We start from the raw sequence: 13,417 nt of genomic DNA, 5'->3' as shown, positions 1-13,417 counted from the left end.
TATGATACAAAAAGATTATTAATTTTCTGTGTATCTTTCATGTAATATGTATATTTATCAATAAAAAAAGCCCTCCGAGGAAAATCCTCGAAGGGCATAATTTTATAATTTGAATTATTAAATATAGCCTACAATTTTTTAATTTTCTTCATCTAATTTCTCACTGATTCTTATATACCAATCCTTTTTTTTATTAAGCATATCAATAAATCTTGCTATCCCAACGCATACAAACCAACAAAGAATTGAAATTATTGCTACTAGTATATAAACCATTATTTTTCCCTCTTTTCATCTTTATCTTTTTTCTCTGGACCATTTTCAATCCACCATGCAGCAACTGCTCCACCAAATATTATTACTGCAAAAACTCCTATTAAAATATTTTCAAACATATTTTTTAACTCCTTTGCACGCAAAATAAACCTATGCATTTTCTGCATAAGCTTAAAATCCTAGTTGAAGTTTTAAATACGTTTACGCCCGTCCTTATTGTGGATAAATCTGATAACGAAAGTTCTAAGATATGTTGCTTCAGATATGAACAGATTATATCTTTTAAATATATAGGAACATCCTAATATAACTAATATGAGTATATATAAAAAATATCTAAAATTAGAAAATGTTTTCAGTTGAACTGCTTTAGCAATAGTACTTGCTACTACAGCACTAACACTCTTTTCACTCTTGATTTCCATCTGAACACCATTAGGCACATGTATAGTTATAGATGGTGAATCATTATAACTAAATGCATCTGCCTCGGTAAGACCGTCCTTATCAAGACAGAAAAAATTGCATAACAAAAAAAGACATACAAAAACATATATAATTTTTCTAATTATTGTCTTTTTCATTATATGCATCTTTCTATATAATCTCTTATGTTCTACATTTTCCCTTCACCTATTATCACCCATTACATTTTTATTTTCAACAAAGAAAAAAGCCCTCCGAGGAAAATCCTCGAAGGGCATAATTTTATAATTTGGGTTGGGCTGTTCGCTCGAAATTATTCGATGATTGTAGCAACACGACCAGAACCTACTGTTCTACCACCCTCACGGATAGCGAATGTAAGACCCTGCTCCATAGCGATTGGGTGGATGAGCTCGATTGTCATCTCTACGTTATCGCCAGGCATGCACATCTCTGTACCTGCTGGAAGCTCGCAAACACCTGTAACGTCTGTTGTTCTGAAGTAGAACTGTGGACGATAGTTGTTGAAGAATGGAGTATGACGACCACCTTCATCCTTTGTAAGAACGTAAACCTGAGCTGTAAACTTTGTGTGGCATGTTACAGTACCTGGCTTAGCAAGTACCTGTCCACGCTGGATCTGGTCACGGTTAACACCACGAAGAAGTGCACCGATGTTATCACCAGCCTGAGCCTCATCAAGAAGCTTACGGAACATCTCGATACCAGTTACAACAGTCTTCTGTGTATCTTCCTTGATACCGATGATTTCAAGTTCGTCGTTAAGGTGAAGAACACCACGCTCTACTCTACCTGTAGCAACAGTACCACGACCTGTGATTGTGAATACGTCCTCTACTGGCATAAGGAATGGCTTATCTGTCTCACGCTGTGGATCTGGGATGTAAGAATCAACAGTATCCATAAGTTCCATGATCTTGTCGCCCCACTCGCCGTTTGGATCCTCAAGAGCCTTAAGAGCTGAACCCTTAATGATTGGGCAATCATTGAAGTCATACTCTTCAAGCTGCTCTGTAACTTCCATCTCTACGAGCTCGATAAGCTCCTCATCGTCAACCATATCACACTTGTTAAGGAATACAACGATGTAAGGTACACCTACCTGACGAGAAAGAAGGATGTGCTCCTTTGTCTGAGCCATAACACCGTCAGTTGCAGCTACTACAAGGATAGCGCCATCCATCTGAGCAGCACCTGTGATCATGTTCTTTACATAATCAGCATGGCCTGGGCAGTCAACGTGTGCGTAATGTCTCTTCTCTGTCTGATACTCAACGTGAGCTGTAGAAATTGTGATACCTCTTTCACGCTCTTCTGGAGCCTTATCGATGTTCTCGAAATCTACCTTAGCGTTACCAGCTACACGCTCAGCAAGTACCTTTGTGATAGCTGCTGTAAGAGTTGTTTTACCGTGATCTACGTGTCCGATAGTACCGATGTTACAATGTGGTTTGGTTCTGTCAAAATGCTCTTTTGCCATTTTTAAAAATCCTCCTTAATATACTGCCCCTATTTGGGCAAAGTTAGTTCTATACTCTCAGTATCTCGATTATATCGAAAATACTGAGAGTTTTCAACTATTTATGTTTTATTTTGCGTGGTTAGAGATGATCTGCTCCTGAACGTTCTTTGGAACTGGCTCATACTTCTCGAAGAACATTGAGTAGTTACCACGTCCCTGTGTAGATGAACGAAGCTCTGTTGAGTATCCGAACATCTCTGCAAGTGGAACAAGTGCTCTAACAATCTTGCCGCCGCCAAGGTCATCCATTGACTGGATCTGACCACGCTTTGCGTTAAGTGATCCGATTACATCACCCATGTATTCCTCAGGCATTGTTACTTCAACCTTCATGATTGGCTCAAGAAGAACTGGAGCTGCCTTAGCCATAGCTTCCTTGAAGCACATTGAACCTGCAATGTGGAATGCCATTTCTGATGAATCGACTTCATGGTAAGAACCATCGTAAACGTCTGCTTCTACACCAAGAACAGGGAATCCGCAAAGGATACCAGCCTTAGCTGCTTCCTCGATACCCTCACCAACAGATGGGATGTATTCCTTAGGAATAGCACCACCAACTACTGAAGACTTAAATCTGAATGTCTCTTCAGCGTTAGCATCAATTGGAGTAAATCTAACTTTACAATGACCGTACTGACCACGTCCACCAGACTGCTTAGCATACTTGTATTCCTGATCAACTGCCTTTGTAAATGTCTCTTTGTATGCAACCTGAGGTGCACCAACGTTAGCCTCAACCTTGAACTCTCTAAGAAGACGATCAACAATGATCTCAAGGTGAAGCTCACCCATACCAGCGATGATTGTCTGGCCTGTCTCCTGATCAGTATGCTGACGGAATGTAGGATCCTCTTCAGCAAGCTTTGCAAGAGCTTCGCCCATCTTCTGCTGTCCAGCCTTAGTCTTAGGCTCGATAGCAAGCTCGATAACTGGCTCTGGGAATTCCATAGACTCAAGGATTACTGGATGCTGCTCATCGCAGATTGTATCACCAGTTGTTGTAAACTTAAGACCTACAACAGCTGCGATATCGCCAGAATAAACCTTGTCTAACTCTGTACGCTTGTTAGCGTGCATCTGAAGAATACGACCAACACGCTCCTTCTTATCCTTTGTAGCGTTAAGGCAGTATGAACCTGAGTTCAATGTACCTGAGTATACACGGATAAATGCGAGCTTTCCAACGAATGGATCAGCCATAATCTTGAAAGCTAAAGCTGCGAATGGCTCATCATCTGATGAGTGCTTCTCAACTGGGTTACCATCTAAGTCTGTACCCTGAATAGCTGGTACGTCTGTAGGAGCTGGCATGTACTCAATGATAGCATCAAGAAGCTTCTGAACACCCTTGTTTCTATATGCAGATCCACAGCATACTGGGATAGCCTTACACTCGCAAGTTGCCTTACGAAGTGCAGCCTTAAGCTCATCAACTGAAGGCTCTTCACCCTCAAGGTAAGCCATCATAAGATCATCATCTAACTCACAGATTTTCTCAACGAGCTCTGTGTGATAAAGCTCAGCATCATCAGCCATATCAGCTGGGATGTCTGTAATAGAAATATCATCACCCTTATCATCGTTATAGATGTATGCTTTCATCTCGAAAAGGTCGATAATTCCCTTGAAATCATCTTCCTTACCGATAGGAAGCTGAAGAACGATAGCGTTCTTCTTAAGTCTATCACGGATCTGATCAACAGCTCCGTAGAAGTTTGCACCAAGGATATCCATCTTATTGATGAAAGCCATTCTTGGTACGTTATATGTGTCAGCCTGTCTCCAAACATTCTCTGACTGTGGCTCAACGCCACCCTTTGCACAGAAGACACCAACGGCGCCATCAAGTACACGAAGGGAACGCTCAACCTCAACAGTAAAGTCTACGTGGCCTGGTGTATCAATGATGTTGATACGGTGCTCAAGAGCACCCTTCTTAGGCTTGCAGTTTTCCTGCTCAGTCCAGTGACATGTTGTAGCAGCTGAAGTAATTGTGATACCTCTCTCAGCTTCCTGCTCCATCCAGTCCATGGTTGCAGTACCTTCATGAGTATCACCAATCTTGTAGTTAACACCAGTATAGTAAAGAATACGCTCTGTAAGTGTAGTCTTTCCGGCATCGATATGAGCCATAATACCAATATTTCTGGTACGCTCAAGTGGATATTCTCTTCCTGCCACTGTTTGTCCCTCCTATTAGAATCTGTAATGAGCAAATGCCTTATTAGCTTCTGCCATTCTATGCATTTCTTCTTTTCTCTTAACAGCTGAACCTGTGTTTCCAGCTGCATCCATAATCTCGTTTGCAAGACGCTCTTCCATTGTCTTCTCAGTACGTGTACGTGAGAACATTGTGAGCCATCTAAGGCCAAGGGCCTGACGACGATCTGGTCTTACTTCGATAGGTACCTGATATGTAGCACCACCGATACGTCTAGCCTTTACCTCAAGTACAGGCATAACGTTGTTCATAGCTTCCTCGAAAACCTCAAGTGCAGGTCTTCCAGTCTTTTCCTCGACTTTGCCAAATGCACCATATACAATCTTCTGAGCTACACCCTTCTTACCATCAAGCATGATGTTGTTGATAAGCTTTGTAACTACTTTGCTATTGTATATAGGATCTGCCAAAACGTCTCTTTTTTGAGTATGTCCTTTTCTTGGCACGATACTTCCCTCCTTAACTATAATTTGTTAGATCAACGGTACTCACAAATTTACTTGTGTTCATGCATTATTTATTCTATAGAGAAAAAATAACAACATTAACCAAATTTTTGTGATATACAATAAATTTCCTAAGCCTTTACGCTATTTTACTTAGCATCCTTAGGTCTCTTAGCGCCGTACTTTGAACGTCCCTGCTTGCGGTTTGCAACGCCGGCTGTATCAAGAGTACCTCTGATTACGTGATAACGTGTACCAGGTAAATCCTTAACACGACCACCACGAATCAAAACAACGCTATGCTCCTGAAGATTGTGACCTTCGCCTGGAATGTATGAAGTTACTTCGATTCCGTTTGAAAGACGAACTCTGGCAATCTTACGAAGAGCTGAGTTAGGCTTCTTAGGTGTAGCTGTCTTAACAGCTGTACATACACCACGCTTCTGTGGAGAAGAAGTGTTAGTAGGCTTCTTCTTAAGAGAGTTATAACCTCTCTGAAGTGCTGGTGCTGTAGACTTCTTTACAGATGTCTGACGACCTTTTCTAACTAGCTGGTTGAATGTTGGCATTCTTTTTTACCTCCTAATTTATTTCTTTACGCAAAAATAGGCATAAATATCCTATTAGCGCATGCTAGAACATTATATTTCCTTAATTTCATAATGTCAAGGTTAAAAATGTGAAAAAAAGACCCTGGCAATGCCAAGGTCTTTTATATATTTTGATTATTCTACATCTACAAGCTCATCTGAAAGTGCTTCTGCACCATTAGCCTCGCCTTCGAACTCTTCTACAGGCATTGCTGCATCTGCAAGCTGATTGTCTGTTGAAAGAGGAATGTTTGAATATCTCTTCATACCTGTACCAGCAGGGATTAAGCGACCAATGATAACGTTCTCTTTAAGTCCGTTAAGTGGATCAATCTTACCCTTGATAGCTGCATCAGTAAGAACCTTTGTTGTCTCCTGGAATGAAGCTGCTGAAAGGAATGAGTTAGTAGCAAGGGCTGCCTTTGTGATACCAAGGAGTTCCTGTGTACCAGTTGCAACTTCCTTACCCTCTGCCTCCATCTTCTCGTTAGCTTCTTCAAAGTCAAGCCAGTCTACAAGTGAACCAGGCATAAATCCTGTATCACCAGCCTCGTCAACTCTGATACGCTTTAACATCTGACGGCAAAGAACTTCGATATGCTTATCGTTGATATCAACACCCTGTAAACGGTAAACACGCTGTACTTCACGGATGAGATAATCCTGAACAGCTGACTTACCCTTGATTGCAAGGATATCATGTGGGTTTACAGAACCTTCTGTAAGCTCATCACCAGCTTCAAGTTCCTGACCTGAAATTACCTTGATACGTGATCCGTAAGGAATTAAGTACTTCTCTACATCACCTGTTTCAGAGTTTGTAACAACAACTTCTCTCTTCTTTGTCTTTGAATCTTCTTCGATTGAAACTGTACCAGCAATCTCTGTAATGATTGCAAGTCCCTTAGGCTTTCTAGCCTCGAAAAGCTCCTCGACACGAGGAAGACCCTGAGTAATATCGTTACCAGCAACACCACCAGTATGGAATGTTCTCATAGTAAGCTGTGTACCTGGCTCACCGATTGACTGAGCGGCGATGATACCGATTGCTTCACCAACCTGTACAGCACGACCAGATGCCATGTTAGCGCCGTAACACTTAGCACAAACACCAACGTGTGAACGACAGTTAAGTACGTTTCTGATCTTAACTCTCTTGATTGGGTTGCCCTTATCATCAACACCCTTTTCGATGATTGCAGCTGCACGCTTAGGTGTGATCATGTGGTTAGCCTTAACGATAACCTCACCCTTAGCATCGCAGATTGTGTAGCATGAGAATCTACCAGTAATACGATCCTTAAGTGATTCGATTTCTTCACGACCATCCATGAATGCGTATACCCACATACCTGGAATCTCGCGATTTGTACCAGCAACACAGTCAGATTCACGAACGATAAGTTCCTGAGCAACGTCAACCATTCGACGGGTCAAGTATCCTGAATCGGCTGTACGAAGAGCTGTATCAGAAAGACCCTTACGAGCACCATGAGCTGACATGAAGTACTCAAGTACATCAAGACCCTCACGGAAGTTTGACTTAATAGGAAGCTCGATAGTCTTACCTGTTGTATCAGCCATCAAACCACGCATACCAGCAAGCTGCTTAATCTGCTTTTCAGAACCACGGGCACCTGAATCAGCCATCATGAAGATGTTGTTGTACTTATCAAGACCATCAAGAAGGTCCTTAGTAAGCTCATCATCAGTCTCTTTCCAAGTATCAACTACTTCACGATAACGCTCTTCTTCTGTAATAAGACCACGCTTATACTGACGTGTAATCTTATCAACTGTCTCCTCAGCCTTTGCGATAAGCTCTGGCTTCTGAGGAGGTACTGTCATATCTGAAATTGAAACTGTCATGGCAGCAATTGTTGAGTAGTGGTAACCCATTGCCTTGATATCATCAAGAACTTCTGCTGTCTTTGTAGCTCCGTGTGTATTAATAACTTTTTCAAGAATCTGCTTTAACTGCTTCTTACCAACATGGAAGTCTACCTCTGGCAAAAGCTCGTTCTCAGGATTAGTTCTATCTACATAGCCAAGATCCTGTGGAATGATCTCGTTGAAGAGAAGTCTACCAAGTGTTGATGAAACATTACCTGTAACAACAGTTCCGTCAGCATGCTGCTTTGAAACACGAACTGTGATACGTGCATGCATTGTTAATGCATCGTTCTCGTATGCAAGAATTGCCTCGTTAAGGTTCTTGAAGATTTTGCCTTCGCCAAGCTCTTCTCTAGTATCACCTACAGACTTACCACGCTCCTGTGTGAGGTAGTAAATACCAAGTACCATATCCTGTGAAGGAACGGCAACAGGACCACCATCTGAAGGCTTCAAGAGGTTGTTAGGTGAAAGAAGCATGAATCTACATTCAGCCTGTGCCTCCTGAGTAAGTGGAAGGTGAACAGCCATCTGATCACCATCGAAATCGGCGTTGAAAGCTGTACATACAAGTGGATGAAGCTTGATAGCTCTACCTTCTACAAGGATTGGCTCGAAAGCCTGAATACCAAGTCTATGAAGTGTAGGAGCACGGTTAAGCATAACTGGATGCTCTTTAATGACATCTTCAAGGATGTCCCAAACCTCTGGCTCAAACTTCTCTACCATCTTCTTAGCATATTTAATGTTGTGAGCCATACCATTACCAACGAGCTCCTTCATAACGAAAGGCTTGAAGAGCTCGAGTGCCATCTCCTTTGGAAGACCACACTGGTAAATCTTAAGCTCTGGTCCTACGACGATAACTGAACGACCTGAGTAGTCAACACGCTTACCAAGAAGGTTCTGTCTGAATCGACCAGACTTACCCTTAAGCATGTCTGAAAGTGACTTAAGAGGTCTGTTACCAGGACCTGTAACAGGACGGCCACGACGACCGTTATCGATAAGAGCATCAACAGCTTCCTGAAGCATACGCTTTTCGTTACGTACGATGATATCAGGAGCACCAAGCTCTAAGAGTCGACGAAGTCGGTTATTTCTATTGATAATACGACGGTATAAGTCGTTAAGATCAGATGTAGCAAAACGGCCACCATCAAGCTGTACCATAGGACGAAGATCTGGTGGAATAACAGGGATAACTGTCATAATCATCCATTCAGGTCTGTTTCCTGACTCGCGGAATGCCTCAACAACCTCGAGTCTCTTGATGATACGTGAACGCTTCTGGCCTGTAGCGTTATCTAATTCGATCTGAAGCTTTGTAGCCTCTTCATCAAGGTCAATATCCTTGAGAAGCTCCTGGATAGCTTCAGCACCCATTCCTACTCTGAAGCCGTTACCATACTGCTCTCTAGCTTCCTGGTACTCAGCTTCTGTGAGGACCTGCTTATACATGAGAGCTGTCTCTCCTGCATCAAGAACGATGTATGATGCAAAGTAGAGAACCTTCTCAAGTGTTTTTGGTGAAAGATCAAGAATAAGTCCCATACGTGAAGGAATACCCTTGAAATACCAAATATGTGAAACTGGTGCAGCAAGTTCAATGTGACCCATACGCTCACGACGAACGCTTGCCTTTGTGATTTCAACACCACAACGATCACAAACTACACCCTTATAACGAATCTTCTTGTACTTTCCGCAGTGACATTCCCAGTCCTTGCTAGGTCCAAAAATCTTTTCGCAGAAAAGACCATCCTTCTCAGGCTTCAGTGTACGATAGTTGATTGTCTCTGGCTTTTTAACTTCGCCACGAGACCACTGTCTGATCTTTTCAGGTGAAGCCAATCCAATCTGTATTGCGTCAAATGCTATTGGTTGATATGTCGCTTCTTTATTCTCTGGCATTTTCTAGCTCCCTTCCTATTTATTCCTCATCAAAATCATCTGCTACATCTGTAAAATCATCATCTTCTTCAAATGCTGCATCATCTTCATCATCAACAAGATCTCCATCAGAATCAAACTTCTTTGTAGAGAATCCTGCCTGTGCGAATGAATTGTCATCCTCGAAGGCAAAGTTTCTATCGCTTCCAGCGATGATTGCATTGAGGTCTGTATTTCCATATTCACTTGTTTCCATAAGTTCAACTTCTTCACGATTTTCATCGAGAACACGAACATCAAGACCAAGTGACTGTAATTCCTTAAGTAATACCTTGAATGACTCAGGGATACCTGGCTCAGGGATGTTTTCACCCTTGATGATAGCTTCGTATGTCTTAACACGACCGATAACATCATCAGACTTCATTGTAAGGATTTCCTGAAGTGTGTATGATGCACCATAAGCCTCAAGAGCCCAAACTTCCATCTCACCGAAACGCTGTCCACCGAACTGTGCTTTACCACCGAGTGGCTGCTGTGTAACAAGTGAGTAAGGACCAGTTGAACGAGCATGAATCTTATCATCAACAAGGTGGTGAAGCTTAAGGTAATGCATGTGTCCGATTGTTACAGGACCATCAAATGGCTCACCTGTACGACCATCGCGAAGCTGTACCTTACCATCACGAGAGATTGGAACACCCTTCCAAAGTGCACGGTGTGCACGGTTTGTAGAAAGATACTCCATAACATCGTCACGAAGAATATCAACGTACTTGTCGTAGAATGTCTCCTCGCCGTTTGTAGCTTCTTCCTTGTCAAATGGCATATTTACATAGTCATTTGCAAGCTCAAGTGTATCCTGGATATCAATTTCATTTGCACCATCAAATACTGGTGTTTCAATGTCAAATCCAAGTGCCTTTGCAGCAAGTGAAAGGTGAATCTCAAGGACCTGACCGATATTCATACGTGAAGGTACACCCAATGGGTTAAGTACGATATCAAGTGGACGACCGTTTGGAAGATATGGCATATCTTCTACTGGAAGTACGCGGGAAACTACACCCTTGTTACCATGACGACCAGCCATCTTATCACCTACACCGATTTTTCTCTTCTGAGCAATGTAGATACGTACTGATTTATTAACACCTGGAGAAAGCTCATCGCCGTTCTCACGAGTAAATACCTTTGCATCAACAACGATACCGTAAGCACCGTGTGGAACACGGAGTGAAGTATCACGAACCTCTCTTGCCTTCTCACCGAAGATTGCAAGAAGAAGTCTTTCTTCTGGAGTACGCTCTGTCTCTCCCTTAGGTGTAACCTTACCAACAAGGATATCACCTGCACGAACCTCAGCACCGATACGGATAATACCGCTCTCGTCAAGATCCTTAAGTGCATCATCACCTACACCAGCAACATCACGTGTGATTTCCTCTGGTCCAAGCTTTGTATCACGAGCATCGATTTCGTACTCTTCAATATGAATAGATGTATAAACATCATCCTGTACAAGTCTCTCTGAAAGGAGAACCGCATCCTCGTAGTTGTAACCTTCCCATGTCATGAAACCGATAAGAGGGTTCTTACCAAGGGCAAGCTCACCATTCTTTGTAGAAGGACCATCAGCGATAACCTCGCCTGCTTCTACATGGTCACCCTTGAATACGATTGGACGCTGATTGTAGCAGTTAGACTGGTTTGAACGTGTGAACTTGAGAAGATCATATTCATCTCTTGTTCCGTCTTCGTCAGCCTTGATGATAATACGCTTTGTCTCTGACATCTCTACGATACCAGCGCGCTTAGCAACTACGCAGACACCTGAATCGACAGCTGTCTTTGGTTCCATACCTGTACCAACAACTGGAGCCTCTGTAGTAAGAAGAGGTACTGCCTGACGCTGCATGTTTGATCCCATGAGGGCACGTGTAGGGTCATCGTTCTGAAGGAATGGAATAAGGGCTGTAGCAACTGAGAATACCATCTTTGGAGATACGTCCATGTAATCAAACATAGTCTTATCGTACTCCTGTGTCTCCTCACGGAAACGACCAGATACGTTCTTTCTCATGAAGTGGCCTTCTGCGTCAAGCTTGACGTTAGCCTGTGCTACATGATAGTTATCCTCTTCGTCTGCTGTCATATAGACAACCTCGTCTGTTACGCGAGGATTCTCTGGGTCTGATTTATCAATACGTCTGTATGGCGCCTCAATAAAACCATACTCATTGATACGAGCATAGCTTGCGAGAGAGTTGATAAGACCGATGTTTGGTCCTTCAGGTGTCTCGATAGGGCACATACGTCCATAGTGAGAATAGTGTACGTCTCGAACCTCGAATCCGGCACGATCTCTTGAAAGACCACCAGGACCAAGGGCAGAAAGACGTCTCTTATGTGTCAACTCACCAAGTGGGTTGTTCTGATCCATGAACTGTGACAACTGTGATGAACCAAAGAACTCTTTGATTGCAGCTGTAACAGGCTTGATGTTGATGAGGTTCTGTGGAGAAATATCCTCAAGGTCACGAGTTGTCATACGCTCACGTACAACCTTCTCGAGACGTGATAAACCGATTCTGTACTGGTTCTGTAAAAGCTCACCAACAGCACGAATACGACGGTTACCAAGGTGATCGATATCGTCATCCTTACCAATGCCGTACTCAAGATGCATATTGTAGTTGATTGATGCAAATACATCCTCAACTGTAATGTGCTTTGGAATCAAATCAGCTACTGAACGCTCAATAGCATCCTCAATATCTTCTTTTGTTGTGTTTTCTGAAAGAATTCTCTCTAATACTGGATAGTATACGAGCTCTGTAATACCAAGAGCCTCTGCATCGACATCAACAAACTTTGTGATATCAACCATCATGTTTGAAAGAACCTTTACATTGCGTGTCTCAGTCTGGATGAATACATGAGTAACAGCTGCATTCTGGATTTCATCAGCCTTCTCAAGTGTAATCTTATCTCCAGCCTTTGCGATAATCTCGCCAGTTGTAGTGTCAACTACATCCTCTGCAAGAATCTGACCTGCAATACGGTTGCGAAGCATAAGCTTCTTATTGAATTTATAACGTCCTACCTTTGCAAGATCGTAACGTCTTGGATCAAAGAACATACCGTGAATTAATGACTCAGCGCTGTCCTTTGCAAGTGGCTCGCCTGGACGAAGCTTACGATATAACTCAAGTAAGCCTCCTTCGTAGCTACCCTGAGGATTCTTCTCAGTGATAGAAGGATCCTTAGCAAATGTAGCAAGAATCTTTGGCTCTTCGCCAAATACATCAATAATTTCCTGGTTTGTACCTAAACCAAGAGCACGAATAAGTACTGTAACAGGTACTTTTCTGTTACGGTCTACACGAACATAGAAAACGTCATTGGAATCTGTCTCATACTCTAACCATGCACCTCGGTTAGGTATTACTGTACATGAATAGAGCTCCTTACCAATCTTGTCGTGACCGATAGCATAATAGATACCTGGTGAACGAACAAGCTGACTGACGATAACACGCTCTGCTCCATTAATAACGAATGTGCCAGTCTCTGTCATAAGTGGTAAATCACCCATGAAAATTTCATGCTCCTGCATGTCTCCGGACTCCTTGTTTACAAGGCGTACCTTTACTTTCAAAGGTGCTGCGTATGTTGCATCTCTTTCCTTGCACTGTGGGATGGTGTACTTAACTTCATCCTTGCACAATGTAAAGTCAACAAAGTGCAACTCAAGCTGATTACCCCTATCCTGAATAGGAGAGATATCAGCAAATGCTTCTTTTAATCCGTCCTTAACGAACCAGTCATAACTGTTCTTCTGGACCTCGATTAAATTAGGCATTTCAAGTACCTCTTTTTGTCTCGAGTAACTCATACGCAAGTTCTTTCCAGCTTTCACTGGACGTATTCTGTTTTTCTCCATTGACGTTCCACCTCTCATAATATTTAAATTTGGATAAATCTTATCAAATAAAATGTGTGAAAATCCGTGCATAAAAATAAGCATAGAAATACACACTGCACCACAATAGTGCAAACTACATTCTATGCCAAAGTCAATAACAAAGTCAAGTATTAAATTATATATTTTCAAAAAAATTTA

At 42.3% G+C, this 13,417-nt stretch carries 7 protein-coding genes; all 7 read right to left on the bottom strand.

The features are described from left to right. Positions 1–467: 467 nt before the first annotated feature. The 7 genes from BO15_RS0104830 to BO15_RS0104800 all read right to left on the bottom strand — a co-directional run bounded on the left by BO15_RS0104830 (position 468) and on the right by BO15_RS0104800 (position 13,237). Positions 468–809 carry a hypothetical protein gene (locus BO15_RS0104830; protein ID WP_157752319.1) on the bottom strand — a complete coding sequence of 114 codons (342 nt, stop codon included), beginning with the start codon at positions 807–809 and terminating at the stop codon, positions 468–470. 206 nt (positions 810–1,015) lie between these two features. Beyond that, positions 1,016–2,203: an elongation factor Tu gene (gene tuf / locus BO15_RS0104825; protein ID WP_015548549.1), complete on the bottom strand. Its 1,188-nt coding sequence runs from the start codon at positions 2,201–2,203 to the stop codon at positions 1,016–1,018. Positions 2,204–2,311: 108 nt separating this feature from the next. Beyond that, positions 2,312–4,429: an elongation factor G gene (gene fusA, locus BO15_RS0104820; RefSeq protein ID WP_033152876.1), complete on the bottom strand. Its 2,118-nt coding sequence runs from the start codon at positions 4,427–4,429 to the stop codon at positions 2,312–2,314. Positions 4,430–4,444: 15 nt separating this feature from the next. Next, positions 4,445–4,915 (bottom strand): 30S ribosomal protein S7, encoded by a 471-nt coding sequence (gene rpsG, locus BO15_RS0104815; protein ID WP_033152875.1) that lies wholly within the window; start codon positions 4,913–4,915, stop codon positions 4,445–4,447. 149 nt (positions 4,916–5,064) lie between these two features. Next, positions 5,065–5,484: a 30S ribosomal protein S12 gene (gene rpsL / locus BO15_RS0104810; RefSeq protein ID WP_028234583.1), complete on the bottom strand. Its 420-nt coding sequence runs from the start codon at positions 5,482–5,484 to the stop codon at positions 5,065–5,067. A gap of 156 nt (positions 5,485–5,640) precedes the next feature. After that, entirely contained in the window at positions 5,641–9,312 is a 3,672-nt protein-coding gene (rpoC, locus tag BO15_RS0104805) for a DNA-directed RNA polymerase subunit beta' (RefSeq protein ID WP_033152873.1), read from the bottom strand. A gap of 19 nt (positions 9,313–9,331) precedes the next feature. Continuing rightward, positions 9,332–13,237: a DNA-directed RNA polymerase subunit beta gene (locus tag BO15_RS0104800; protein WP_033152872.1), complete on the bottom strand. Its 3,906-nt coding sequence runs from the start codon at positions 13,235–13,237 to the stop codon at positions 9,332–9,334. Positions 13,238–13,417: the final 180 nt, after the last annotated feature.

It is taken from the genome of Pseudobutyrivibrio ruminis HUN009, from assembly GCF_000703005.1.
Taxonomy (GTDB): Bacteria; Bacillota; Clostridia; order Lachnospirales; family Lachnospiraceae; genus Pseudobutyrivibrio; species Pseudobutyrivibrio ruminis_A.
The sequence above is the reverse complement of the archived record's forward strand: the minus strand, read 5'-3'. Positions and strand labels throughout refer to the sequence as shown.

Bases quoted from the DNA above. Each gene is read 5' to 3' on its own strand.
- tuf (WP_015548549.1), bottom strand. From the start codon at position 2,203: ATGGCAAAAGAGCATTTTGACAGAACCAAACCACATTGTAACATCGGT.
- rpsL (WP_028234583.1), bottom strand. From the start codon at position 5,484: ATGCCAACATTCAACCAGCTAGTTAGAAAAGGTCGTCAGACATCTGTA.
- rpoC (WP_033152873.1), bottom strand. From the start codon at position 9,312: ATGCCAGAGAATAAAGAAGCGACATATCAACCAATAGCATTTGACGCA.
- BO15_RS0104800 (WP_033152872.1), bottom strand. From the start codon at position 13,237: ATGGAGAAAAACAGAATACGTCCAGTGAAAGCTGGAAAGAACTTGCGT.